At 59.7% G+C, this 25,701-nt stretch carries 27 protein-coding genes and 1 pseudogene; 26 read left to right on the top strand and 2 right to left on the bottom strand.

Translation table 11 applies throughout. The features are described 5' to 3' along the window. Window positions 1-87: 87 nt before the first annotated feature. From VEZ38_RS19770 to VEZ38_RS19705, 14 genes are all read left to right on the top strand, one after another. A complete protein-coding gene (locus VEZ38_RS19770) occupies window positions 88-1,533 on the top strand; it encodes an MFS transporter (RefSeq protein WP_324896599.1) in 1,446 nt (481 codons plus the stop codon). A 58-nt stretch (window positions 1,534-1,591) separates the two neighbouring features. Then, window positions 1,592-1,963: a metal-sensitive transcriptional regulator gene (locus tag VEZ38_RS19765; protein WP_324896597.1), complete on the top strand. Its 372-nt coding sequence runs from the start codon at window positions 1,592-1,594 to the stop codon at window positions 1,961-1,963. Between the two features lie 62 nt (window positions 1,964-2,025). After that, window positions 2,026-2,232, top strand: coding sequence for a copper ion binding protein (locus VEZ38_RS19760; protein WP_324896595.1), 207 nt, complete (start codon window positions 2,026-2,028; stop codon window positions 2,230-2,232). 21 nt (window positions 2,233-2,253) lie between these two features. Beyond that, the gene (locus tag VEZ38_RS19755; protein WP_324896593.1) at window positions 2,254-4,686 is read left to right on the top strand and encodes a heavy metal translocating P-type ATPase; all 2,433 of its coding nucleotides are present in this window, start codon (window positions 2,254-2,256) and stop codon (window positions 4,684-4,686) included. Between the two features lie 39 nt (window positions 4,687-4,725). Next, window positions 4,726-5,625, top strand: coding sequence for a hypothetical protein (locus VEZ38_RS19750; protein ID WP_324896591.1), 900 nt, complete (start codon window positions 4,726-4,728; stop codon window positions 5,623-5,625). A gap of 2 nt (window positions 5,626-5,627) precedes the next feature. Further along, on the top strand, window positions 5,628-6,251 hold the full coding sequence (locus VEZ38_RS19745; RefSeq protein ID WP_324896589.1) for a nitrite reductase: 624 nt from the start codon (window positions 5,628-5,630) through the stop codon (window positions 6,249-6,251). Window positions 6,252-6,439: 188 nt separating this feature from the next. After that, window positions 6,440-6,820 carry a VOC family protein gene (locus VEZ38_RS19740; protein ID WP_324896587.1) on the top strand — a complete coding sequence of 127 codons (381 nt, stop codon included), beginning with the start codon at window positions 6,440-6,442 and terminating at the stop codon, window positions 6,818-6,820. Between the two features lie 135 nt (window positions 6,821-6,955). Then, entirely contained in the window at window positions 6,956-7,273 is a 318-nt protein-coding gene (locus tag VEZ38_RS19735) for a hypothetical protein (protein WP_324896585.1), read from the top strand. Window positions 7,274-7,453: 180 nt separating this feature from the next. Further along, the gene (locus tag VEZ38_RS19730; RefSeq protein WP_324896583.1) at window positions 7,454-8,770 is read left to right on the top strand and encodes a hypothetical protein; all 1,317 of its coding nucleotides are present in this window, start codon (window positions 7,454-7,456) and stop codon (window positions 8,768-8,770) included. Window positions 8,771-8,823: 53 nt separating this feature from the next. After that, window positions 8,824-9,942: a peptidylprolyl isomerase gene (locus VEZ38_RS19725; RefSeq protein ID WP_324896581.1), complete on the top strand. Its 1,119-nt coding sequence runs from the start codon at window positions 8,824-8,826 to the stop codon at window positions 9,940-9,942. A 125-nt stretch (window positions 9,943-10,067) separates the two neighbouring features. Continuing rightward, a complete protein-coding gene (gene gdhA, locus VEZ38_RS19720) occupies window positions 10,068-11,429 on the top strand; it encodes an NADP-specific glutamate dehydrogenase (RefSeq protein ID WP_324896579.1) in 1,362 nt (453 codons plus the stop codon). 146 nt (window positions 11,430-11,575) lie between these two features. Further along, window positions 11,576-12,043: a MarR family winged helix-turn-helix transcriptional regulator gene (locus tag VEZ38_RS19715; RefSeq protein WP_324896577.1), complete on the top strand. Its 468-nt coding sequence runs from the start codon at window positions 11,576-11,578 to the stop codon at window positions 12,041-12,043. An 84-nt stretch (window positions 12,044-12,127) separates the two neighbouring features. Further along, window positions 12,128-12,466, top strand: coding sequence for a hypothetical protein (locus tag VEZ38_RS19710; RefSeq protein ID WP_324896575.1), 339 nt, complete (start codon window positions 12,128-12,130; stop codon window positions 12,464-12,466). A gap of 14 nt (window positions 12,467-12,480) precedes the next feature. After that, the gene (locus VEZ38_RS19705; protein WP_324896573.1) at window positions 12,481-13,074 is read left to right on the top strand and encodes a class I SAM-dependent methyltransferase; all 594 of its coding nucleotides are present in this window, start codon (window positions 12,481-12,483) and stop codon (window positions 13,072-13,074) included. A gap of 99 nt (window positions 13,075-13,173) precedes the next feature. Here VEZ38_RS19705 and VEZ38_RS19700 read toward each other — a convergent pair whose 3' ends face one another. Beyond that, window positions 13,174-14,109: a sigma-70 family RNA polymerase sigma factor gene (locus VEZ38_RS19700; protein WP_324896571.1), complete on the bottom strand. Its 936-nt coding sequence runs from the start codon at window positions 14,107-14,109 to the stop codon at window positions 13,174-13,176. 23 nt (window positions 14,110-14,132) lie between these two features. Between VEZ38_RS19700 and VEZ38_RS19695 the strand changes: the two genes are divergently transcribed. Then, on the top strand, window positions 14,133-14,582 hold the full coding sequence (locus VEZ38_RS19695) for a carboxymuconolactone decarboxylase family protein (protein WP_324896570.1): 450 nt from the start codon (window positions 14,133-14,135) through the stop codon (window positions 14,580-14,582). A 29-nt stretch (window positions 14,583-14,611) separates the two neighbouring features. Here the strand turns inward: VEZ38_RS19695 and VEZ38_RS19690 are convergent, their stop codons facing one another. Then, window positions 14,612-15,868, bottom strand: coding sequence for an ATP-binding protein (locus VEZ38_RS19690; protein WP_324896569.1), 1,257 nt, complete (start codon window positions 15,866-15,868; stop codon window positions 14,612-14,614). A gap of 265 nt (window positions 15,869-16,133) precedes the next feature. On the opposite strand from VEZ38_RS19690, the pseudogene VEZ38_RS19685 reads away from it, so the two are divergent. From VEZ38_RS19685 to VEZ38_RS19635, 11 genes and pseudogenes are all read left to right on the top strand, one after another. Then, window positions 16,134-16,256: pseudogene (locus VEZ38_RS19685) on the top strand (ribonucleotide-diphosphate reductase); the annotation flags it as partial. Between the two features lie 155 nt (window positions 16,257-16,411). Beyond that, entirely contained in the window at window positions 16,412-17,440 is a 1,029-nt protein-coding gene (locus tag VEZ38_RS19680; RefSeq protein WP_324896568.1) for an ABC transporter substrate-binding protein, read from the top strand. Window positions 17,441-17,509: 69 nt separating this feature from the next. Beyond that, window positions 17,510-18,523 (top strand): iron ABC transporter permease, encoded by a 1,014-nt coding sequence (locus VEZ38_RS19675; RefSeq protein WP_324896567.1) that lies wholly within the window; start codon window positions 17,510-17,512, stop codon window positions 18,521-18,523. Then, entirely contained in the window at window positions 18,520-19,560 is a 1,041-nt protein-coding gene (locus VEZ38_RS19670; RefSeq protein ID WP_324896566.1) for an iron ABC transporter permease, read from the top strand. Before VEZ38_RS19675 ends, VEZ38_RS19670 begins: the two co-directional genes overlap by 4 nt. 16 nt (window positions 19,561-19,576) lie before the next feature. Beyond that, window positions 19,577-20,398, top strand: a complete 822-nt coding sequence (locus VEZ38_RS19665) for an ABC transporter ATP-binding protein (RefSeq protein ID WP_324896565.1) — start codon at window positions 19,577-19,579, stop codon at window positions 20,396-20,398. 125 nt (window positions 20,399-20,523) lie between these two features. After that, entirely contained in the window at window positions 20,524-21,363 is an 840-nt protein-coding gene (locus tag VEZ38_RS19660) for an RMD1 family protein (RefSeq protein ID WP_324896564.1), read from the top strand. Between the two features lie 309 nt (window positions 21,364-21,672). Further along, window positions 21,673-22,137: a C40 family peptidase gene (locus tag VEZ38_RS19655; protein ID WP_324896563.1), complete on the top strand. Its 465-nt coding sequence runs from the start codon at window positions 21,673-21,675 to the stop codon at window positions 22,135-22,137. 171 nt (window positions 22,138-22,308) lie between these two features. After that, window positions 22,309-22,890: a hypothetical protein gene (locus VEZ38_RS19650; protein WP_324896562.1), complete on the top strand. Its 582-nt coding sequence runs from the start codon at window positions 22,309-22,311 to the stop codon at window positions 22,888-22,890. Further along, complete coding sequence (locus VEZ38_RS19645; RefSeq protein WP_324896561.1) at window positions 22,887-23,444, top strand: hypothetical protein; 558 nt, start codon at window positions 22,887-22,889, stop codon at window positions 23,442-23,444. Before VEZ38_RS19650 ends, VEZ38_RS19645 begins: the two co-directional genes overlap by 4 nt. A gap of 469 nt (window positions 23,445-23,913) precedes the next feature. Next, window positions 23,914-24,804 (top strand): ABC transporter permease, encoded by an 891-nt coding sequence (locus tag VEZ38_RS19640; RefSeq protein WP_324896560.1) that lies wholly within the window; start codon window positions 23,914-23,916, stop codon window positions 24,802-24,804. After that, complete coding sequence (locus VEZ38_RS19635; protein WP_324896559.1) at window positions 24,798-25,664, top strand: carbohydrate ABC transporter permease; 867 nt, start codon at window positions 24,798-24,800, stop codon at window positions 25,662-25,664. The genes VEZ38_RS19640 and VEZ38_RS19635 overlap by 7 nt, the downstream gene beginning before the upstream one ends. Window positions 25,665-25,701: the final 37 nt, after the last annotated feature.

The raw sequence follows: 25,701 nt of genomic DNA, 5'->3' as shown, positions 1-25,701 counted from the left end.
GGAATTCGCGCGTTCGTCCGTTCCGACGGCCGTCACGGAGTCGCGCGCGATTCGCGGAGTCGATATGACAAAGGAGGTTTTCTGACCATGGCGGTTCAAGCCCAAGCGGCCCCGCAGGCCGACCCGAAACGTTGGAAAGCGTTGGCGTTGTTGTGCCTTGCGAATTTTATGGTCATTATGGACACGTCGATTATCGGCGTCGCGCTCCCGGCGATCAAAGCCGCGCTGGGGTATACGCAAGAAAGCTTGCAGTGGGTGTTCAATGCTTACGTCATTTTCTTCGGGGGATTGCTGCTCTTAGGCGGTCGGTTGTCCGATCTGTACGGACAAAGACGGATATTTATGTGGGGGTTCCTTATTTTAACGCTGTCGTCGCTGCTGGCCGGTCTCGCCTGGAACGATGGGGCGCTCAACGCCGGCCGCGCGTTGCAGGGATTCGGCTCCGCGCTGATCGCGCCGGCTGCGCTGACGATCGTCATGATGCTGTTCGGCGGCAATCCGAAAGAGCTCGGCAAGGCGCTCGGCTTCTGGGGCGCGTCCGCGGCCGCGGGCGGCTCGGCGGGGGTATTCCTCGGCGGCGTTATTACGGAATGGCTCAGCTGGCAATGGACGTTCCTCATTAACGTGCCGGTCGGCATCGTCGCGATCCTGCTGTCGCCCGCTTTGCTGGCCAAGGGCGTCCGCAGGCAAGGCAGCATAGACGTATCCGGGGCGATCTCGGTCACCGCGGCGCTCGTCTTGATCGTATACGGCATCGTCACCGCGGAGCACAACGGCTGGGGGGCGCCGAGCACCGTCTGGACGCTCGCGATCGGCGCGGCCTTGTTCGTGATCTTCTTGATCCTGCAAGCCGCGAAGAAGGAGCCGCTCGTCCCCTTGCGCATCTTCAAGGCGCCGAATCTCGCCGCCGGCAATCTCGCGCTGATGCTATTGTCCGGCGCCTGGATTCCGCTCTGGTATTTCTTGAACCTGTATTTGCAGCAGGTGCTGCAATTTACCGCGTTCGAAGGCGGCGTCGCGCTGCTGCCGATGACCGTGCTAATCGCCGTCTTTATGATTTTGATTACCGGGAAGCTGATCGGACGGTTCGGGATGAAGGCGAACCTCATCGTCGGACTGATCGCCCTCGGCGGGTCGCTCCTGTTGTTCTACGGAAACACGCCGACCGACGGCAGCTTCGTCGCTCATGTGCTCCCCGCTTCGTTGCTCGGCGCGTTAGGGATGTCGCTGGCATACATCCCGGCGACGATGGCGGCGATGTCCGGCGCGAAGCCGGAAGAAGCCGGGCTCGCGTCGGGACTCGCCAGCACGAGTTATCAGATCGGCTCCGCCATCAGCTTGGCGGTCATGGTGGCGATCGCCGCATCGGCGACCTCGTCCCTCGGCGGGGATCCGGTAGAGGCGCTCAACGGCGGCTTCCAGCAGGCGTTCTTCTGGTCGGGCATCGTGGCGTTCGCCGGCGCATTGCTGGCGCTGTTATCGATCCGCACGCCGAAGGCGGCGACGGAGTCAAGCGGGCATGCAATCGTGTAATGAACTGTTGCAAAATATAGGGTAGGGTAGTATACTAATAACCAAAGAGGTGATCCCCATGCAAGTCGATACGATACCCGGGGTCCCGTCATCGCTATCGCCATCGCCAGCGCCCACGCGCGAAACCGGTTGTTGCTTACCGGAGACAGGGGAGCGCAAGAGTCGTCATTCGGAGAAGACGAAGAGCAGCCTGACGAATCGCCTCAATCGGATCGAAGGCCAAATCCGAGGGATCAAGGGGTTGATCGACAGGAATGCGTACTGCGATGACGTCCTGATTCAGATCGCTTCCGTTCAATCGGCGCTGAACGGCGTCGGCAAGCTGCTGCTGGAGAATCACCTTCGGGGCTGCGTCGTCGACCGGATTCAGGAAGGCGACGCGAAGGTCGTGGCGGAGCTTCTCGAGACGATGCGCAAGCTCATGAAATGAGCGAGCGGCATGATAAAAGTATAGGGTGCATGGGTATACTAATAAAAAGGGGAGAACTGTGTATGAAAACTATGACGTTGCAAGTAGAGGGCATGAGCTGCCAGCATTGCGTACATTCCATCGAAGGGGCGCTGAAGAAGCTCGGCGCGAACGGGAAGGTCGACTTGAAGCGCAATGCCGTGGACGTCGCTTTCGACGAAACGAGCATCACGGTCGACCAGGTGAAGGATGCGATCGAGGAGCAAGGCTACGAGGTTTCGGGAGTATAAAGCCGTGAGGAGGTGAACGAAGTGGAAGCCATCGCAACGAGCAAGGAACAGCAAACTACGCTCCAAATCGCCGGCATGACGTGCGCCGCTTGCGCCAATCGGATCGAGAAGGGCTTGAATAAGCTGGAGGGCGTCTCCTCGGCGAACGTGAACTTCGCGCTGGAGAAAGCGAGCGTGACATACGATCCCAATAAAGTCGATGCCGGCCGCTTGGAAGAGACGATCCGCAAGCTCGGATACGACACGGTGAAGGAAGTCGCACAGTTCCGGCTGGAGGGCATGACGTGCGCCGCCTGCGCGAACCGGATCGAGAAAGGTCTCGCCAAGCTGCCCGGCGTCGCCTCGGCCGCCGTCAACTTCGCGATGGAGACGGCGCGCGTCGAGTATGCCCCGGGGGAGATCTCCGTCGAGGGGATGCAGGAGAAAGTGCGGCAGCTCGGGTACAAAGCCGTCGTGAAGCGCGACGATGCGAACGAGGGCGACCGCCGGGAGCGGGACGTGCGCCTGCAGAAGCGAAAGCTGATCGTCTCTGCGCTGCTCTCCTTGCCGCTGCTCTGGAGCATGGTCGGCCACTTCTCCTTCACCTCTTGGATTTATGTGCCGGACCTGTTCATGCATCCGTGGGTTCAGTTCTTGCTGGCTACGCCGGTGCAGTTTTACATCGGGAAACCGTTTTATGTGGGCGCCTACAAGGCGCTCCGCAACGGCAGCGCCAATATGGACGTCTTGGTGGCGCTCGGCACGTCGGCGGCGTATTTTTACAGCTTATACCTATCGATCGATTGGTCCTTAGGCGGCGCGAGCGCTCACCACGGGCCTTCCCTGTACTACGAGACGAGCGCGGTGTTGATTACGCTCGTCATCTTGGGGAAGCTGTTCGAGACGTTGGCCAAGGGCCGAACGTCGGAAGCGATCAAATCGCTGATGGGGCTGCAAGCGAAGACGGCGATCGTCGAACGAGACGGCCAGGAGCTGACGATTCCGGTGGAGGAAGTGCTGAGCGGCGATATCGTTCTTGTCCGTCCCGGCGACAAAGTGCCGGTCGACGGCGTCGTGCTCGAAGGCGCCTCTTCCGTCGACGAATCGATGCTGACGGGCGAAAGCCTGCCGGTCGAGAAGAAAGCTGGGGACAACGTCATCGGCGCAACGATCAATAAGAACGGAAGGCTGCGCGTACGGGCGACGAAGGTCGGCAAGGATACGGCGCTCGCCCAAATTATTAAGGTCGTCGAGGAAGCGCAAGGCTCGAAAGCCCCGATCCAACGGGTGGCGGACGTCATCTCGGGCATCTTCGTGCCGATCGTCGTCGGCATCGCGGCGTTGGCGTTCGCCGCTTGGTATTTCTTCTTCGCGCCGGGCGACTTCGCCGAGGCGCTGGAGAAGGCGATCGCGATTCTCGTTATCGCCTGCCCGTGCGCCCTCGGTCTCGCGACCCCGACCTCCATTATGGCGGGTTCGGGACGCGCGGCCGAGCTCGGGATTTTGTTTAAGGGCGGAGAGCACCTCGAGCAGACGCACAAGATCGACGCGATTCTGCTCGACAAGACCGGCACGGTGACGAAAGGCAAACCCGAGTTGACGGACGTGCGGGCGGAAGGCGACGAAACCGAGCTGCTGCGCCTTGTCGGCGCCGCGGAGCGGGGCTCCGAGCATCCGCTCGCCGAAGCGATCGTCGCCGGCATTAAAGCGCGGGGGATCGAGCTTCCGGACGCCGACTCGTTCGAGGCGATCCCCGGGTTCGGCGTGAAGGCTGTCGTCGAGGGCAAAGCGCTGCTCATCGGGACGCGGAGGCTGATGGAAGCCAACGACGTAAACGCACGGCCAGCGTATGACGCTATGGCTCGGCTGGAGGAAGCCGGAAAGACCGCGATGCTCGTCGCCGTCGACGGGCGGTATGCGGGCATGGTCGCCGTAGCCGACACGGTGAAGGAAACTTCGAAGGCGGCCGTCGAGCGGCTGAAAGCCATGGGCCTTGAGGTGATCATGATGACGGGCGACAACGAGCGAACGGCGAAGGCGATCGCCGCGCAGGTCGGCATCGAACGGGTGCTGGCGGAGGTGCTGCCGGAAGGGAAAGCGGCGGAGGTCAAGCGGCTCCAGGCCGAAGGCAAAGTCGTGGCGATGGTCGGCGACGGAATTAACGACGCGCCTGCGCTCGCGACGGCGAACATCGGCATGGCGATCGGCACCGGCACCGACGTAGCGATGGAGGCGGCGGACGTCACCCTGATGCGGGGCGACCTCGCAAGCATTCCGGACGCGATCGATATGAGCCGCAAAACCATGCGCAATATTAAGCAAAACTTGTTCTGGGCGCTCGGATACAACACGCTGGGCATACCGATCGCGGCCGTCGGGCTGCTCGCGCCTTGGGTCGCTGGCGCGGCAATGGCGCTCAGCTCGGTGTCGGTCGTGCTCAACGCGCTCCGGCTGCAGCGGGCGAAGGTGAGATGAACCATACACTTATATAGAAGGATAGGAGAATAGCTTGCCATGAGGAAGAGGTTACTTTACGCATTTGCGGTATTGACGTTCGGCTTGTTGGCCGCATGCAGCAATGCGGGCAGCGGCGGTACGGATGCCGGGCACGAGGACGCGCATCATGAGGGCGACGGCGGACATGGGGACCAAGGCGATCATGGGGACCAAGGCGATCATGGGGACCATGGCGGGCACGGGGAACAGGGCGCGGAAGCGGGAATGGTCGGCTTGACCGCGGCGTTCTCGTTCCCGAACGGAGCGCCCGCGGCGAAGGAAGAGACGGAGCTTGCGATCGCCTTCCGGGATGAGTCCGGCGGCGCCGTAACCGAATTCGAGATCACCCATGAGAAGCTGCTTCATTTAATCGTCGTCAGCCATGATTTGTCGTTCTTCAACCACATTCACCCGGACGCTCGGGAAGACGGCACGTTCCACATCAACACATCGTTCCCGACCGGCGGCGAATATAAGTTGTTCGCCGACGTGAAGCCGAAGGGCGGGGCGGGCGTCACGCTCAGCGAGTGGGTGAAAGTCGAAGGCGCGGAAGGAAAGCATGAAGCGATCGCGCCCGACGCGGCGTTCGTGAAGGAGGCGTCCGGCAAGGAGATCGAGCTTGCGGCCGACCGCTGGAAGGCGAACGAGGACGTCACGCTGACGTTCGTCGTTCGCGATGCGCGGACGAAGGAAGGCATCGCCGATCTTGAGCCGTATTTGGGGGCGGTGGGCCATGTCGTGATCCTGTCCGCCGACGCCGAGCGGTACCTGCATGTACACCCGATCGACGAGCGATCGACCGGACCGGAGGCGGCGTTCGCGACGTCGTTCCCGGAGCCCGGCATCTATAAGATCTGGGGACAGTTCCAGCACCAAGGGGAAGTCATTACAGTGTCTTACGTCGTCGAGGTGGAATGACGATGGAACGGATGAAGATCGCGGCGTCCGCGCCGCCTCAGGTCGGCGGAAGTTTATTTACGCCGGAGCAGCTCGCCCTCGTCGGGACGCTCGCGGGTCCCGAAGCGGTCGTCGAGCTGACGCCGTTCAAGCAGCTGTATATCGAAACGTCGGCGGAGCGGATGACGGCGCTGCGCGAGGCGTTGGAGCGGTCCGGCTTAGAGACGTACCCCGCGGGCCCGGTCGTGAAAAGCCTGATCGCCTGCAATTTCTGCAAAGGCGCGGACGACGCGGGACTCGACATCGCCCGGCGGCTGCACCGCGCGATCGCGGGTACGCCGTCTCCGACTCCGCTGAAGGTCGGCTACGCGGGCTGCGCGCTCGGCACGAGCGAGCCGCTGCTCAAGGATATCGGCGTCGTGAAGATGAAGGAGACGTTCGACATTTACGTCGGAGGCGAGCCGAAAGGGCTGAAAACTTCCATCGCCAAGCTGCTCGTCTCCGGCGTGACGGAGGAACGGCTCGTGCCGGCGGTCTCGGCCGTCCTCGACTATTACCGAACGCATGCGAAAGGGAAAGAGAAGTTCGCGAAGTTCGTCGACCGGGTGACGCCGGAAGCGCTGCGGCGCGTCGCGGAAGCCGGATAAGTAAGTTCGGAGGTCTCGCTCGCAGGTGTCGAGCCCTAAACGGAAGAAGTCCCGATGAGGTTGTCGTCGGGACTTCTTTCTTTGCGACGCTCGCCGTCCGAACGGTTTCGTACTTCCATTTACGAGCGCATGGGCTGTGGTATATGATGGCTCTAAGGAATACATCGCATAAAGGAGTGTTTGCTCATATGATCGGAAAATTAGGACAAGTCATGGTGTACGTGAACGATCAGGATGCCGCGCGGCGCTTTTGGACGGAGAAGCTCGGATTCGAGGTCATCGCGGAGGAGGATAACGGCCAGGGGTTCCGCTGGATCGAAGTCGCCCCGTCGAAGGCGGCGGAGACGAGTATCGTCCTCCACAATAAGGCGTTCATCGCGCAGATGGAGCCCGATATGAACCTCGGTACGCCGTCGCTTATGTTCGTGACGGACCGGCTCGAGCAGCTCCACGGCGACTTGGCCGATAAGAACGTGAAGGTCGGCGATATCGTACCGATGCCGACGGGGCGGGTATTTAACTTCGCGGACGACGAAGACAATTACTTCGCGGTGATGGAGAAGCTTTAATCCATACGGAGACCGGCTGCCGCTTGCGGGGGCCGGTTTTTTATCGGGCGCGCGAGTGTTTTCAACCCGAATATCGGAACATAATGACATCCAGAGGGATAGTAAAAAATTGTGAAGCACGGAGGGAACCCGCCCATGGTCCAGCGATATAGAATTACGAGGGAACATCAAGACATCGGAGAACCGGAGAAAACGATCACGTTGGACGAATGCCGGGCGTTATTCGCGCAGCTGCCCGATTTCGACTACGCATCCGTCTACACCGTGAAAGGTAGCGGGGGGGCGACCACGATGAGCATCGACGGGGATTTCTTCCTGTGGCGCCATGACGGAGCGCAAATTCCGTTCCGACATTACCGAGGCGATCTTTACGTATCCGGCGCGCATGAGGCGGTCGTCCCGAAGATGATCGAAGTCGCAAGCGCCCTTCGAGCGGACATCGAGGAGGGGTAGCGAACCGGCTCTACCTTGTCTGGTAAGCCGGTAGAAGCAGGGTTGGCAGCGTCGCCGTTCGGCGGCGCTGTTTTCATTTTCCATGTGGGCTGGAGAGGAATTGTTATTGACAGGATGTGGGATGGTGGGGAATAATGTCGTGAAGTGTTCATAAAACCACGACATCGGAGGAAACATTCAGTGCTTCGGCTCGTCCTGTTTTATTTGCCGCTGACCGCGTCGGCGCTGCTCGCTTCCTTGACGCACGTCATCATTAACGCGGTGCTGGCCCGCTCGCCTCATCCCGACCTGACGATCAGCGGGTATGCGGTAGCGCTTAGCCTGTGCTTCATCCTCGAGCAAGCGATCGCGCCGCTTCGGCAGACGAGCGCGAAATACGTGCGGGACCGACATTCGTTCCGGCAGATGGTACGCATGATCGCGGTCGTGCTCGGTTGTCTGGCCGCGTTCAACGCGCTTATCGCTTGGACGCCGGTCGGACGCTATTTCTTTCACTATATCTACGGCGCCGACGAGAGTCTGCTGGACTCTACCGTGCACGCCTACCAAATTCTGCTCTTCGTCAATGTGTTTTCCGCGGCGAGGAGCTTGTATCAGGGCATCATCATTCAGCAGCTGCAGACGCGTTGGATGACGATCGGGATCGTAATTCGGCTCGTCGCGATGGCGGCGTTGTCTTGGCTGATGGTGAGCTGGGGCTATACGGACGACAGCCGATACGGCGCGCTGCTGTTTCTGATCGGCATGGCGATCGAGACGGTCGTCGCCTGCTGGGAAGGGCACCATCTGGCGTCCCGGCTGCCGGAGCGGCTGCCGCCCCAGTCGGCGCATGCGGTCCGGACGTGGAAGCTGGATATCTTCCCGTTCTACATGCCGCTGCTGTACGGGTCGCTCGTCTCGATCGTGATCGGGCCGGCCACGCAGACGACGATGAATCACAGCGTCCAGCCGATTCTCGCCATCGCGGCGTTCGCCGTCGCCTCGAACTTGACCGGGCTGATTTCGGGCCTGGCGACGTTCCTGCACCAAGCGGTGCTCAATTTCCAAGAGACGGAGCCGCGGCGGGTGAAGCAGCTGACGGCTGCGGTAACGGCGCTGTCCGTCCTCATTCAAGGCTTTCTCTCTTGGACGCCGTGGGGGCATGCCGTGCTCGTGCATGGATTGCACCTGCAAGGCGAGCTGCTGCAGGCGACGCTGCTGATCTTGAACGCGCTGCTCGTCCGTACCGCGGTGTTCCCTTGGATCGACTACGTGAACGGGCTCGCGATGTATCACGGCGTCAGCAAGGCGATCGCGTGGAGCAAGATCGGCAGCGTCTCTTGCATGTTGACGCTCCTGTACCTCCTCGTGACGCTCCGGCCGGAATGGAACGGCATGATTCCGGCGATCGCCGGCTCGTTCGTGACCGTCTTCGAGCTGGCGTTGAACGTCGTCCTGCTGCGGCGGGCGATTCGGCGCAAGGAAGCCGCGGCGGCGGAAAGAAGGGTTTCGGCGTAGATGCGTTGAAAGTGTTTACAGACGACTACGAAACCAAGGGAGGATGACGGTTGATGAAGGACAAGCTGAAGGGGCTGCTCGTCGGCATCGGGATCGGTAGCCTGCTGAGCGGCACGGTCGCGTTCGCGGGCGGCGGGGCGAAGATCGACGTCGTGTTTCAGGATTTCAAGTACATGTTCGACGGGGTCGAGAAGACGCCGGCGCAAGAGAGCTTCCTTTACAAGGGTACTACCTATGTGCCGCTCCGCTTTGTAAGCGAAGCGCTCGGGAAAACCGTCGATTGGGACGAGGCGAGCGGGACGATTTGGATCGGGAAAAATCCCACGAAGACGGTCGCCGCGTTCCAAGGCGGAACCGTCACGGCCGGTCAGCTGGACGAATTCCTTGCGGTGCAGAAGTTCTTCAATCCGTCCTACGCGCAATACGAGACGGACCCGACTTACCGGGAGTTCATGGCGAAGCAGCTGATCCGCAACGCGGTGCTCGGCGCGCGCGCGACAGCCGAGGAGAAGGCGGCGGCGGCGAATGAGGCGAAGGCGCAAATCGCGGCCTGGCAGCAAGCCGATGCGTCGAACGGCTTCTCGGCCTCCCTTGCGGCGGCGGGGTTGGACGTCGCGGCCGTGGAGCGGTTCCTTACGGCCGATCACACGATGCGGGCGGCGCTGCGCAAGGGGATCACCGACCAAGAGCTGCAGGCGCAATACCTTGAAAATCTTTCCGCGGACCCAGGCGCGTATACGACCGCTTCCGTCCGGCACATCTTAATCGGGTTGACGGACGCCGGCGGCGCCGCCCGGACGAAGGAGGCGGCGCTCGCGCTCGCCGAGGAGGTGCGGGCGAAGCTGATCGGCGGCGGCGACTTCGCCGCGCTCGCGAAGCAATATTCGGACGACCCCGGCTCGAAGGAGAACGGCGGCTTGTACGCCGACGCCCCCGTATCGAATTGGGTTCCGGAATTCAAGCAAGCCGCGATGGAGCTGCCGCTCGGCGAAATTAGCGAGCCGGTCGAGACGAGCTACGGCTACCACATTATGAAGGTGGAGGCGCGGACGGCGCGGACGTGGGAGCAGGCGAAGAGCGAGCTGCAAAATCAACTGCTGAGCGAGAAGCTGACGCAGTTTATGGAGAACGAGCTGCCGGCCTTGATCGAACGCATCGACCTTGCGGAATAAGGGAACGAACCCTCCCATTACATTTTTATATTGCGGATTAGCTCGGTATGTTATAACATGTTGTGTTAAGTGTAAATCAATCTACGTCATCGGCAAAGGCGTAAAGGGTGGGGGAAAAGGTGTTCATGGGAACGAATCAATCCAGCGCGAAGCAGTATGTTTATGACGTGCTCGAAACAATCACGAAGCGGAACCCGAACGAAACGGAATTTCATCAAGCGGCGAAGGAAATTTTGATCTCGCTCGTGCCGGTTATGGAAAAATACCCGATTTATAGGGAGCAGGGCATCCTCGAGCGGATTACGGAGCCGGAGCGGCTTATTACCTTCCGGGTGCCGTGGGTCGACGACAACGGCAAAGTGCAAGTGAACCGGGGATTCCGGGTGCAATTCAACAGCACGCTCGGTCCGTACAAGGGCGGTCTTCGTTTCCATCCTTCCGTGAACGCAAGCATCATTAAATTCCTCGGGCTCGAGCAAATTTTCAAGAACGCGCTTACCGGCCAGCCGATCGGCGGGGGCAAGGGCGGCTCCGACTTCGACCCGAAAGGGAAATCCGATTGGGAAATCATGCGCTTTACGCAAAGCTTCATGACGGAGCTGTATCGGTACATCGGTCCGGATATCGACGTCCCCGCAGGGGATATCGGGGTAGGCGCAAGAGAGATCGGTTATTTATTCGGGCAGTACAAGCGGATTCGCAGCGGCAACGAAGCCGGCGTATTGACCGGGAAGGGGCTCGGGTACGGAGGCAGCTTGGTGCGGAAGGAAGCTACAGGTTATGGCTGCGTTTATTTCGTGAACGAGATGCTGAAGTCGAAGGGTCTGGATTACGAAGGGGCGACCGTCGTCGTATCCGGTTCCGGCAATGTGGCGATCTACGCGATGGAGAAGGCGATGCAATTCGGCGCGAAGGTTGTCGCTTGCAGCGACTCGGGCGGCTTTATTTACGACAAGAACGGCATCGACCTGGAGACGGTGCGCCGTCTGAAGGAAGTCGAGCGTAAACGCATCAGCGATTACACGAAGGAGCACCCGCAAGCCGTTTATGTGGAAGGCTGCGAGAAAATTTGGACGATTCCTTGCGATATCGCGCTCCCTTGCGCCACGCAGAACGAGATCGACGAGGCGTCCGCGAAGCTGCTTGTCGCCAACGGCGTGAAGGCGGTTGGCGAGGGGGCGAATATGCCTTCGACGCTGGAAGCGATCGACGTATTTCTGGAGGCAGGCGTGTTGTTCGGACCCGGCAAGGCGGCGAACGCCGGCGGTGTCGCGGTATCCGCGCTCGAGATGTCCCAGAACAGCATGCGTTTCTCGTGGCGGTTCCACGAGGTGGACGACAAGCTGCAAGAAATTATGAAGAACATCTACCGCGACTCGATCCAGGCGTCCGAGGAGTTCGACCATCCGGGCAACCTCGTCGTCGGTTCGAATATCGCCGGCTTCCGCAAGGTCGCCGACGCGATGATCGCGCAAGGGGTCATTTAAAGTCCTTCAGCACGCTGCCCGCAGTTCCGGCCCCGACAGGGGTACGGCGCTGCGGGCTTCTTCTTGACAAAGCGGGAGAGGAGAGGTATTGTATGTATAATACAATTGATGTATTATACATACTTTGGATTCGGGGGAATGGTCGAATGAGAACGGAAGACGTCTTGGAGCTGCGCAGCGCGGTGCAGCAGTTCATTCGCTCGTTCGGGCTGCTCGAGCAGACAAAGACGCCGTGCGGGTTTTCGCTTTCGCTGTCCCAGGTGTTCGCGCTGCAAGAACTGGAGAAACAGACGTTGACGGTAACGGAACTGGCCGACAAGCTTCGCCTGGAGCGGAGCACGGTCAGCCGGTTGGTCGACGGACTGGTGAAGGGCGGTTTCGTGACGAGAGCCCCGAACGAACTTAACCGGCGCGAGGTGATCTTGAGCTTAACGGAGAAGGGCGAGCGCTCGATCGGGAAGGTGCGGGAGCAGTCGGTCGAGTTTTATTCGACGATTCTCGGCCGAATGACGGAAGCGGAACAGGCGCAGGTGCTTGAAAGCTTTAAGGCGTTCAACCGGTCGCTCCGGGAAGTCCGGAAAGACGCGGCCCTCGCGGAATCGGCGCATTCGTAGCGGCGGTTTCTTTTTCGGGGTATATGTGTATAGTACAACTAATGTGAAAAACAACAAATAATAAACAGTAAGGAGAGAGGAAATATGCATCATCATCCATCTTCCCATCGGAAGGACGCGGCATCGACGGTGGCGGCATCGGTCTCGTCCGTCGCGCTGTCGGTCGTCGCTTCCTCGCACCATTGGCTGCATCTCGCGGTCCTGCTGCTCCTCGGCGGCTCGACGCACTCCATGGCGATGATGACCGGCGTCGTCTGGGTGAAGCGCGCCATGATTCTGATGTCCGCCGCGACGACCGCCTTCGCGGTGTACCGCATGCTCCGTCGCAAGGGCATGCCGCTCTGGATGCGGGGGCTCACCGCTCTCTCCGCCGTCGTGTCGATCGGGTTTATTTTCTTTACGCTTCTCCGTTATGGGTGGTAAAGGGGGCTGAGACGGTGGAATTCCACAAGGATTTATCGATGCTTGGTTGGGAGGAAGTCAGGCGCCGCCAGCTGCATCGGCTGCCGCTGGCGCAACGCTGGATCGATCTCGCGGGCCTCCGGGAAGGGGAGGTCGTATTGGATATCGGTCCGGGACCCGGCGTATTCGCGGCGCGTTATGCGGAGGCGGTCGGGCGCGGCGGTAAAGTAATCGCCTTAGAGAAATCGCGCGAGGCCATCGCTCTCCTGCGGGCGGAGGCGTCGCGGACGGGCAGCCGCGTCGTGGCGGTCGAAGGGGACGCGGAGACCGCCGGCGCGCTGGCGGGGCTCGGACGGATCGACGCGGTGCTGCTGACGGACGTGCTGCATCACACGGACGCGCCCGAGCGCGTGCTGCGCAACGTACGCGCCGAACTGCCCCATGCCCGGGTGCTCGTATCGGAATTCGACCCGGAGGCGGCGGGCGCGTTCGGTCCTCCGCTCGCGAAGCGGCTGCCCCAGGCGGATGTCGAAGCGATGCTGCGAGAGAGCGGGTACGCGGACATCGCCGGGGGAACGCTGGAATACGAGCATTATTATCTCCTGGCCGAACCGCCGCAACCGCAATAACGAACGGCAGAAGCACGCCCGCGCACGGTTTCGCGGGCGTGCTTCTTCTTTAAAGGCGCTAGCAGCTTTCCGGCGAAGTCCGGCGGTTCGACGAAGGCGTCATACCGACAGCGGCAGCTTCTCCGGATTCACGATGTAATAGATGCTTGCGATATCGCCCGCCTCGTCCGTCTCAAAGAGGACGGCGAGCGCCGGACGGCCGCCGCGGGTAAGCAGAAGGCCGGGTTCGCCGTTCCAACGGGCGATGCGGAATTCGCCGTCGAACGCTCCCTTCGCGCGAACGCCCCGCACGAACGCCGCGACGCGATCGATTCCGATAATCGGCCGAAGGGCGGCTTTCCGCTTGCCTCCGCCGTCCGAGATCAGCTTGACGTCGTTCGCGAGGCGCCGCACCAGCTCGTCGTAACGATCCGTCCGGACCGCCTGCAAGAAGAGCTCAGCGGCCTTACGGGAGTCCGGCCTCGCGTCGGATGGAGCCCCTTCGATGGAACGAGGCAGCTTGCGTTTCGCCCGGCTTAGAAGCTGGCGGCAATTGCTCTCGGTCAGCTCCAACATGTCCGCGATTTCGGGATATCGATAGCCGAGCAGTTCCTTCAAGACGTATACCGCCCGCTCCGGCGGCGACAACGTCTCGAGCAGGACGAGCGCGGCGTAACGCACTTGTTCCTCGCGCACCGACGCCTCCTCGGGCTGCTCCCAAGGAGCTTCGAGCATCGGCTCCGGGAGCCATGGGCCGACGTATCGCTCCCGCTGACTCGCACGTGCGCGAAGCGCGTCGATGCAGCGCCGGACGGCCGCCTTCGCGAGGTATGACTTTACGTTCGCGACGCCGCTCCAATCGAAATCGGACAGCCGCGCGAACAGTTCCTGGACCAAATCCTCCGCGTCGGCCGCCGACCCGAGCATGCGGTATGCGAGACGGACGAGGTCCGATCTGTACATCCGGTATACCTCTTCGATCGCCAACGGAACATCGTCCCCTTCGCGGATTGTCACAAAATCAACCCCCGGGTACGTCTTTATAGGTGATATCATATCACAGACATGGAGGGCTTCTCATGAAATTGCGCGTCAACCACTATGAAGCGAACCCGGCCGCCTACGAGGCGATGATGCAGCTGGAGTCGTACATCCGCCAAAGCGGTCTTGATCCGATGTTATACGATCTAATCAAGCTGCGCGTATCGCAGATCAACGGCTGCTCCTTCTGCATCGACATGCACGGCAAGCATCTGCAACACGAGGGCGAAGCCTTCGAGCGCATCCTGCTGCTGACGGCATGGCGAGAGGCATCGATTTATTCGGATAAGGAGAAGGCGGCGCTTGCCCTCGCCGAATGCCTGACCCGCTTGCCCGAAACCGGCGTGCCCGACGACGTGTACGAGCGGGCGCGTGAGCACTTCGACGAGAAGGAATACGTCGACCTCATCATGGCGGTCGTAACGATCAACGGTTGGAACCGGCTAGGCGTCGGAACCGGGATGTCGCCCGGCTGCTTGCTCCGGTAACCATGCGCGGAACGGGCGGGGCGATCCGCTCATGGCCCCGCCAGCGGCAGCCGGATCAAATATTCGGTGCCTTGGCCGGGGCTGCTCGTCACGCTGAGTTTCCCGCCCATCGCGTCGACGACTTTGAAGGCGACCATCATGCCGAGACCGGTTCCCTCGGTGCCTCTCGGGGTAAAATACGGCTCTCCGAGCCGAGCGAGCTGCTCTTCCGTCAAGCCATTGCCGTCGTCGATAATGGCGAGGAGCAGCTCTTGCTCCGCCGTGCGAGTTTCGATCCGGAGCGTGCCCCGGTCGGGCATCGTCTCGATGGCATATTTCGCGATGCCGATCAAGCATTGCTGCAACGCCTTCTCCTCGCCTCGGACGTACAGCTCGTCCACGCGTTGGTAAATTTCTACGGAGAACATATTGGCGAACGGCGTCAGAAGCTGCAGCGTTCGGTCGACCTGCTCCTTGACGTTCAACGATTCGACCGAGCCGATCGAAGGCTTTGCGAACGTTAAGTAGCATTGGATGATATCGTCCGCGCGGTCGATCTCGTCGAGAGAGAGGTCCACGTAACGCCGTACGCGCGCGTCGGGCAGATCGCGTTCGCGAATCAGCTGCAGAAAGCCCTTGACGGCGGCGAGCGGGTTGCGCACCTCGTGCGACACCGAGGCGGCCAGATGGCTCACGACCTCCATCTTCTCCGCTTTCAGCAAGCGTCTTTGGAAAGACAAACCTTCAAGGAAAAGCTCGTAAAAGAAAATCAGCAGCGCGGTCACGATCATGGTCACCGGAAAGAAGATCGAGACGAAGGAAGCGGAAAACGTTGCGCCGAACCCGACGATCGAGGTTACGATCGCGAGAACGGTGCCGAGCAGCGACAGGCCTGTGCCGATCATGATGCGCTTCCGCTTATCCGCGCGCCGGAAAGGCATACGCGAAAGCAGCAGCGCGATGAGGAACAATGGGACCACGATGCCCGTCGCCGTCGCTCCGATGCCGCCGACCAGCAGCGCTCTGAGCAGAACCGTGAAGACGCTTAGAAGGAGCATCGCGGGCAGCCCGCCGTAGAGACCGCCGATCGTGAGCGCCACGAATCGCAGGTCGAAGATATACCCTTCCATTATCTCGATCGGGAACAAGATGCACAGCACGATCGCGATCGCGGCGGACACCGTAAAATATATCGAGCGGCGTTTGTCGAAGAACCCGTACATATTCGATTCCAGCAAGATCGGAATGAAAAAGAGAAAGATGAGGAGAGACAGGACGTTTAAGAGCAGCGCTTCGTATGGAATCAAGGTATGCCTCCCGTGTGAGTCCTGACGCTATACGCCTTCATCATAACATCTTTCAATACCTCGTTTAAGCAAAAATCAGACGTTTAAAAAAAGCGGGAAGCCGGCGTGAACGTAGAGCGGGCGCTGCCTTGAGACATGCTGACGAAGATCGCGACGGTGCAGCTCGAGTAGGGCTATCCGTACATCATGAACAAGACTAACGCGAACCGCGTCCACGCGCTCGGCGGCCCCGGCAGCATTCGCGCCGGGCGTCGCGAAGGCGAGCGTCGTCAACGGCATTCGCACGCAGACGAAGCAACACGACTTCTTCTCGAAGAAGGGGAACGGCTACGTACGTACGACTCGCGTCGAGCCGCCGCGCGACGAGGATTTCCTTTTCGACTCATGAATTCGCCTCAAACTTCGCCTCATGAGGTGAAGTTTTTTGTTGCGTTTTAACGTTGACAACACCGATGATAACAATTATCATTTGCGATGTGGTGATAATAGTTATCATTGTAGAAGCAAGAACATAGAAATTGTTCGCGGGGGGAATGGAGAGACATGAAGAAGATGTTTTTGGCGGCAAGCTGCGCGCTGTTGATCGCGATGGTCGTCGCGGGCTGCGGCGGGCAGGCCGGGACTGCGGTAACGGCGAGCGGGACGCAAGAGGGGACGACGCAACCGTCGGCGGCAGGGACGTCGGTCGGCGAAGAGGGAGTACGAATGGTTTCGCACGCCATGGGCGAGACGCCCGTCGAAGGCACGCCGACTAGAATCGTAACTTTATATCAAGGGGCGACCGACGTTGCCGTCGCATTGGGCATCGTCCCGGTCGGCGTCGTCGAATCTTGGACGCAGCAGCCCATCTATGAATACTTACGGGACGAACTGAAGGACGTCCCCGTCGTCGGGACGGAGACGCAGCCGAACTTGGAGGAAATCGCGAAACTAAAGCCGGATCTCATTATCGCCTCCAAGCTTCGCCACGAGAAAATTTACGAGCAGCTTTCGCAAATTGCCCCGACCGTTACGCACGAGACGGTGTTCAAATTTAAGGATACGGTCCGCCTCATCGGCCAGGCCGCGAATGCGGAGGACAAAGCCGACGAATTGCTTGCGGACTGGGACGCTAGAGTCGCGGACTTTCAGTCGAAAATCGGCGCGAAATTAGAAGGACAATGGCCGATCGAGGTGTCCGTGCTCAACTTCCGGACGGATCATGCGCGGATTTACGTGACGGGCTTCGCGGGGGACATCTTAAGCGAGCTTGGCTTCGTGCGGCCGGAGCCGCAGCGGAAAGCCGCGGAGGAGGGCAACGTCGTTCTCCAGTTGACAAGCATGGAAAGCATTCCGTCCATGAATGCGGACGTATTTTTTATCTTTAACGCAGACGGGCACAATGCGGATGCGGCACTCATCCAGAAAACATACGATGAATGGACGGCTCACCCGCTATGGAAAAATCTAGACGCCGTAAAGCAGGGTCAAATTACCCTTGTCGACGAAGTCGCATGGAACATGGGCGGCGGCATCCTCGCCGCGAATACGATGCTGGATCAAATCTACGCGCATTTCGAATTGGAGCCATAGCATTCGACCGGGGGGAGCCGCTTCCCCCTGTTTTTGCGTACGAACAACCCTGTCGAAAAGAGTGTGCATATGAAGCCGTTATGTAGTCGAACGTCGATGAAGATTGCAGGCTTTGGGGTCGGGTTATGCCTCTTATTTGGTTTCTTTCTGTCGAGCCTTGCGCTCGGGCAAGCGACGACCTCGTTCCGCACGGCTGTACAAGCGATTCTCGATTACGATGCAACGTCCACGGAGCATATCGTCATTACGACGACTCGTCTGTCCAGAGCGGTCATCGCCAGCATCATAGGGGCAAGCCTTGCGGTCGCGGGCGCGCTCATGCAGGCACTTACGCGAAATCCTCTCGCTTCGCCGAGCCTGTTCGGCGTGAATGCCGGCGCGATGTTTTTTGTCGTGTTCGCGACGGTATTTTTTTCGTTCCATTCGCTCCAACATCTGATGTGGTTCGCGTTCCTCGGGGCGGGTCTGGCGGCGGCCATGGTGTTCCTGCTGGGCTCCATCGGAAGGGACGGCTTGTCGCCGGTCAAGGTCGTCCTTGCCGGCTCGGCGTTAACCGCTCTGTTCGGCTCGTTCACGCAAGGGCTGCTCGTCATGGATGAACAGAGTTTGGAAGGGGTACTGTTTTGGATCGGCGGCTCCGTGTCGGCCAGAACGTTGGAAGGCGTCGCCCCTATCTTTCCGGTGGTGTTGGGCGCGGGCGCGGTATCGATGTTCTTGGGCGGGTCTATTAATATCCTAGCCTCCGGGGAAGACGTCGCGAGAGGTCTGGGGCAGAGGGTGCTGGCCGTAAAGATAACGATGGGCGCCGCGATCGTATGCCTTGCCGGCGGATCCGTCGCGATCGGAGGCATGATCGGGTTTATCGGACTCATCGTGCCGCATCTGGTGCGTACATTGGTGGGCACCGATTATCGTTGGATTTTGCCTTATTCCGCCGTTGTCGGAGCGAGCCTGTTGCTGCTAGCGGACGTCGTCGCGCGATTCGTCATCATGCCGGAGGAGATGCCGATCGGCGTGTTGACGGCCATGATCGGCGCGCCCTTCTTCATCTACATCGCCAGAAGGGGGTTTCGAGCGGAATGAAGAAGCACACGGCGTTACGAACGCGATCGGGGAACCTCTCCTTCCTCGTGGATCGACGAGCGGTTCGGGTTTGCCTCCTGCTGGCCTGCTTGTCGGCGGCGTTGTTTCTCGCGGGACTATCCCTTGGAAGTACGGCGATCCCCCCTTGGATCGTCCTCGAGCATCTGATCGGCAAGGGCGGAGAGGAGCATGCCTTCACCATCGGGACGCTGCGTCTGCCGAGAATGGTTCTTTCGATGCTGGCCGGCGTCGCGCTGGGGGTGTCCGGACTGATTTTACAAAGCATGGTTCGCAATCCGCTGGCTTCGCCCGACATCATTGGGGTCACGGGCGGCGCCTCCGTCGCTGCCGTATGGTTTATCACCTATTACTCGGACGTCAGCTTGGATTGGCTTCCGTTCGTCGCGATCGCGGGCGCGGGGCTGGTTTCCCTCTTGATATACCTATTAGCCTGGAAGAAGGGCGTTACGCCGATGCGTCTCGTGTTGATCGGCATCGGCGTGCAAGCGCTCATGAGCGGGTTGGTCACGATGATGATCGTCCTTAGTCCTACCTATTCCACAAGCGAAGCTTATATTTGGTTGACCGGGAGCGTGTACGGCGCGAACTGGACGCATGTAGCCTCTATGCTGCCCTGGGTGCTCGTGTTCGTCCCGCTTTCGCTGGCGCTCTCCAGGAACGTGGACGTACAAGTGCTGGGGGACGATCCGGCCACGGGCCTAGGCTCGAAGGTGCAAGTTCAACGCTTCGTGCTGCTCTGCGTCAGCGTCGCTCTGGCCGGATCCGCGGTCGCCTTCGCCGGCGGCATCGGCTTCGTCGGGTTGATTGCCCCGCATATCGCAAGGAAGCTGATCGGCCGCTCTTTTGCCGCGTTGGTTCCGTCTACCGCGATCATTGGCGGGACGATCGTCTTCGTCGCCGATGTCGTCGCGAGAACCGCTTTCCTGCCGTCGGATCTTCCGGTCGGCGTCTTCGTCTCCGGGATCGGAGCGCCATTCTTTATTTATTTGCTTTACCGAAATCGACATCAATCTTGAAAGCGGGGGTGTCCGGATGAAATCCGTGGAAGCGCAAGCGTTAACGTTATCCTATGGGAGCGAACCGATTATTCGCGACTTGAATCTCGTCATCCCGAGAGGAAAAATCACTGTCTTCGTAGGAAGCAACGGCTGCGGAAAGTCGACATTGCTTCGTTCCATGGCTCGTCTTCTGAAGCCGCAGCAAGGGTCGATTTTGCTTGACGGCAAGGAGATCATGGAAATTCCGACGAAGGAAGTGGCGAAGAAGCTCGCCATTCTCCCTCAAGGGCCGGTCGCTCCGGAGGGCTTGACCGTATTTCAATTGGTGAAGCAGGGGCGGTATCCTTATCAAAATCTAATGCGCCGTTGGTCCAAAGAAGACGAACGGTCGGTCGACAAAGCGCTCGAGGTGACGGGGATGAAGGAGCTCGCCGATCGCCCGGTCGACGCGCTCTCCGGCGGGCAGCGTCAACGGGCTTGGATCGCGATGACGCTTGCGCAGGAGACGGAAGTGCTGCTGTTGGACGAACCGACGACATACCTGGACGTTACGCATCAGATCGAGATTCTGGATCTCTTGTTCGAGTTGAACGAGAGGGAGCAGCGAACGATTGTCATGGTGCTGCACGACTTGAATTTAGCCGCTCGTTACGCGCACCATATGGTCGCTCTGCACAACCGTGCGGTCTACGCGCAGGGGAAGCCGGAGGACATCGTCACGAAAGAGCTGGTACGCCGCGTCTTTCGGATGGAATGCGAGATTGCCGTCGATCCGTTGTTCGGTACGCCGCTGTGCATTCCGCACGGACGAGGGCGAGTGGTGCAGGCCGGCAAGAAAGAAATGTCGTACGCCTAACGACGTTCGCGAAGGGTAGATGCAAGCCGTCTACAATATCTCCCCTGCAACGATTGGATGAGTTCGCTTTTGGGCATCAATGAATTAATGTTCTTTGACCCCATCCATCGAAGCGAGTGAACCATATGCAAGCCGTCACCTTCAAAGCGTTCGCCGTCGCCAACGAGATCGACCTGAATCGAATCGCGACCCGCTGCGGCATACCGAAGAAATTTACGTGGGAGCAGCCGCTCGCGCTGCGGGGCGAGACGCTCGGCGCGATTTTGCGTAAGCCCGTGCAGCCGACGCAGGCGGCGCTCGTCTTTGCGTTCGGCAGCGTTGTGTTCGTCGATATCGACCTGCCCGGCGAAATCAAGACGTTCCTGAACTACCTCCACGCGATCGATCCCGCGGTGGACGTACGCCACGTGAATAAATACGCGGACGACTACCGCCTCCACGTCGAGGAGGGAGCCGAAGGCGTCCGGTTGACGGACGAGTCCGTCGTCGTGCCGGCCTACGAGTCGTTTTATCCGGAGCTCATCTCGACGACGCTGGCGAAGTCGGTCGCGCTGGAGCGGACCGAGGAGGAGCTCGGCAAAATTACGGATAAACTGGAGACGGTCATCGACCGGCTCGAGAAGGGAAAGCTTCGCGTCGGCAATAAGGAACTGGCTCGAACGACCGCGCGCATCGTCAGACACGAGTACAACACGCTCGCGTACATTATGATTTTGGATAAGCCGGACGTGACGTGGACGAGCGGGGCGGCGAGCGACTTTTACGAGAAGATGAGCGAGTTCTTCGAGCTGAACGACCGGTACAAAATTATGAAAAGCAAGACCGAGACGCTCTATCACATTATGGAGGGCTTCTCGACGATCAGCCATTCGATGCGCGGCTTGTTCGTCGAGTGGATCATCGTGTTCCTTATCGTGTTCGAGGTGGTATTGACGCTGCTGGAGATGGCCGGCTTGCTGCCGTAAGGAGCGCCGCGCGAGAGCTTGCGTATAAGTAATCGTGCCGCTGTTGTTCAAGCACGACGTCGATTTTCTTCGATTGATGGGTGGCTTTGCGTCCGACGAATTACGGACCATCCCTATGGGAAAAATAACGGCAAAGCCAGCTGGCGGTGAATAGCCCGGCGTACAATGCGACAAACACGCCGTCCGATCCGGACAACGAGACGCCGGCCGCGCAGCCGTAAACGGGCGCGTTGGAAATCCCGCCAACATTTGAGGGGTTCACCTCTGCAACTGGGTGCGTTATCCTAGGTTGCGGGGGGGATAAAGGAAATGAAACAGTTTACATTGCTTCTATTCGCTTGTCTACTCGGGTTTGCCGTAGTCGTCCCGCAGCCGGCATCGGCGGCGACAACGGGGACCAGAATCGTGGCGACGGCGAAGTCGTACCTTGGCGATTTCAGATACAAATACGGCGCAGAGCCTTGGAATACGAGGTATCGCTACTCCGATTGTTCGGCCTTCGTACAGCAGGTATTCAATCGAAAGCATGGGTACGATCTGCCGCGCACGAGCCGTTCGCAAGCGCGGGAAGGATACCGCGTGTCGAAGTCGAAGCTGAAGCCGGGCGATCTCGTCTTCTTCGATACGAACGACAACGGAAAAATTAACCACGTCGGCATCTATATCGGTTCGGGCGACTTCATTCACAGCTCGCCTTCGAACAAAGTCGGCAAGAACGCGCTCGACCGCGGGTTTTGGGAAGACGCGTACGTGACGGCGCGGCGGGTGTTGTAAGAAAAGTACGGAAAAAGAGGCTCCGGGAGCGATCCCGGAGTCTCTCTTCGTTGCGCAGAAATCCGCAAACCCCATAACATCTTGATGTTTTCTTCGCATCTTCTTGATTCCTTCCGTCCCGCGGCGACTTATAATGATTCGTATGAATTCGCATGCGGGAGGCGCATATTCGTGAATGAAAACTTGCCTATCGGTCGGAAAGACCCCGCCGGCCCCGCCTCGTCCGCCGCGGCGGCCTTCGGCGCGAGCGCCGTCGCAGGCGGCCTGTTGTGGGCCGGCAAGACGCTGTACGACACGCTCGCGCTCGGCCGGGGCGTCGATCAGGGATATGCGCCGACAGACCCGACCGATTGGATCCGGTTCGCGCTGCCCCTCTTGTGCATCGGCGGCGTCTTGGCCGCCGGATTCGTTCGTCGAAGAGGGTGGGCCGCTTGCTCGATCGCCGGACTCGTCTTGATTGCGTCGTACTTTGCGGCCGAGACGTTCTTGTTCGGCCGATCGGCGCCTTACGGCTTGCTGCTGCTGTTCCCGGGCTTCGTCCTGTCCTTCGCCGGCGCCGCCGGTTCGTTCGCCGCGGGAGGCGGACGCTGGTACGGCTTGATCGCGGCGTCCGCGGGCGTCATCGTGCTGACGCCGTTCCTCCAAGGCGCGCTCGTACCGGAAGCGGAAGTCTTCTCCATGGTGGCGGGACAGACGCTCTTTGCGCTCGGTTGGTCGGGTCTCGGTTACGCGGAGAGGAGGAAGGAACAATGAACAAACGAACATGGCTGCGGCTTGCGGCGCTCGCGGCTATTGCCGGGGGGGCGATCTGGGCGTGGACCGGAGCGCACATCTCGCTGATGCCGCCGGGCGATCCGGGAGCGGGCGTCTATCGGGACACGCATTCGTTCATGACGCGGCTCGGGCTCGGCATGGCGCTCGTCACGGTCGGCATGACGGGGGTATACGCGTCGCTCCGCGCGCCCGGACGCTGGACGACAGGCGCGTACGTCGCGGCGGCGGCAGGGAGTCTCTTGTATGGGGTCGGCACGCTCGTGCGAAGCGATATGGATATGAGCGTGCAATTCGATCCGCTGCAGCCCTTGGGCTTCGTCCTCGCGATGATCGGCTCGCTTGGATTCGCCGCGCGGCTGACGCGATCCCGCGACGTGCCGGCGTGGGTCAAGGCGCTGCTATGGGTAGGCGCCGTCTCGATGGTATTGTTCAACGACCAATTCGTGACGTCGTGGGCGGCCGTCCCGTTCGGCTTGTCCTGGGTCGCGATCGGCGGGTATTTGGCGTTGCAAACGGGGAAGAAGGGCGAGTAACAGGAGCGAAACCGGAAGAACGAGCAGAAAGGCATGTCTCAGGCGGAATCGCCGGGGCATGCCTTTTTTGTTGCGAAACGTGCAGTTATTTTTTCTTTGCGGCAGGATGAAAGCGCTTATTAAGTGCAGACATACAGGTATTCGGCCGCAAGAAGCGACCTGCGCCTTGAAATAAATGTAGATTTTGCAAGAATGCGCTTACATGTGATAGTGGGGGAGAAAATAGCTGCATATTTTGTCATAAAGCTCGGCCCGGGCGTTGTTTTCTGCAGCGTCGTCGGACGAGCTTTTTATTATTTTGCCGCGTCCATAACGATAGAATATAACAACCACTCCGATATAAATATTTGCAAACGATAATTATGTATTGACAATAACTATTACACGACATAATATAATAACATACAATATTATCGAGTGTTCGCGATGCGGACGATGGAGTTTTGCTCGGCAGACAGGGGGCCTTACATTGAAAGCGCTAAAGAACGTCGATTTGTACGTCATGCTCGCGCCCGGCATTTTGTTTTTTCTCGTGTTCTCCTATTTTCCGATGGCTTGGATTTTTATCGCATTCCAGGATTTCAAAATCGGTCAGGGGATCTTCGGAAGCGCTTTCGTCGGATTCAAGCACTTCGCGGCGCTGTTCCAAGATCCTTACTTCTACACGATTTTGCGAAACACGGTGCTGATCAGCTTCTACAAGCTGCTGTTCGGCTTCCCGGTGCCGATCATTCTGGCGCTGGCGATGAACGAAATCCGGCACCGCCTCGCGCTCCGATTCATCCAATCGGTCGTCTACTTGCCGCACTTCTTGTCTTGGGCGGTCGTCGCGACGCTGATGATCAGCATCTTCTCGTTCGACACCGGCATCTTGAACGACTTCCTGAAGCTTCTCGGCTTCGAGCCGATCGCGTTCCTAAGCGACAGCTCCTCGTTCCGGACGATGCTCGTCGCCTCGGATATTTGGAAGGGCGCCGGCTGGGGCACGATCCTCTACCTCGCGGCGCTGACCGGCATCGACACGCATCTGTACGAGGCCGCCCGCATCGACGGCGCTTCGAAGCTGCGGCAGATGTGGCATATTTCGCTGCCGGGCATTCAGCCGACGATGACGCTGCTGCTCATTCTGAGCATGGGCAGCCTCATCAACGCCGACTTCGAGCAAATCCTGCTCATGTACAGCCCGGCCGTCTACGGCGTCGCGGACGTCATTCAGACCTACGTCTACCGGGTCGGCCTCGGACAGCTGCGGCTCAGCTACACGACCGCGGTGGGGCTGTTCCAATCGGTCGTCTCGTTCTTGCTCGTCTATAGCGCAAATCGTCTGGCTCGGAAAATGGGAGGGGACTCGATATGGTAACCCGCGACCGGCAAGAGACGATCGTTACGATCGTATCCTACGTCCTGCTGATCGTCGCTACGCTGCTATGCATCTTGCCGTTCGTCCGGCTGCTCGCGATCTCCTTCAGCAGCGAGGGCTTCGTGCAGGCGGGGGAGGTGCTGCTGTGGCCGAAAGGCTTTACGACCGGCGCCGTCGAGTTCGTCTTCGGCAACTTCGCCTTCCAGCGCGCCTTCTTCGTCACGGTCGCGGCGACGCTGTCGTTCACGTCGCTGGCGCTCGTCATGTCGGTGTTGACGGCGTATCCGCTCTCGCGGCGGTATCTCAAGGGCGCCCGCTTCTTCTCGCTCATGATCGTCTTTACGATGCTGTTCAACGGCGGCCTCATTCCGACGTACCTCGTCGTCAAGACGCTCGGCCTGCTCGATACGTTCTGGGGTTTGCTCATTCCGCATATGATCAGCGCCTTCAACGTGATCATCCTAATGTCGTTCTTCCGCTCCGTGCCGATGGATTTCGAGGAATCCGCGAAGCTGGACGGCGCGTCGAACTGGCAGGTGCTGCTGCACATCATCGTGCCGCTGTCGAAGCCGGTGCTCGCGACCATTACGTTGTTTTACGCGGTTTTCCGGTGGAACAGCTGGTTCGACGTTCTGATGTACATCAACTCGCCGGAGCTCTACACGATGCAAATCGTGCTGAAAAATTTGATCAACTCCTCCAACGGCTCGATCATGACCGTCTACGTCGCTCATGAGCATGCGCTGTTGTCCGTGCAGGGCGCGGCCGTCATTTTCACGATTTTCCCGATTTTGCTCGTATATCCGTTCCTTCAAAAATACTTCGTCAAGGGGGTGTTGATCGGCGGGATCAAGGGGTAGCGCGGCAATCTGAATCATCGGCAATACTAAAATCTCT

Source organism: Paenibacillus sp. (assembly GCF_035645235.1).
Classification (GTDB): Bacteria; Bacillota; Bacilli; order Paenibacillales; family YIM-B00363; genus Paenibacillus_AE.
Note: the sequence above shows the minus strand (reverse complement) of the source record. Positions and strands in the feature narration are given on the sequence as shown.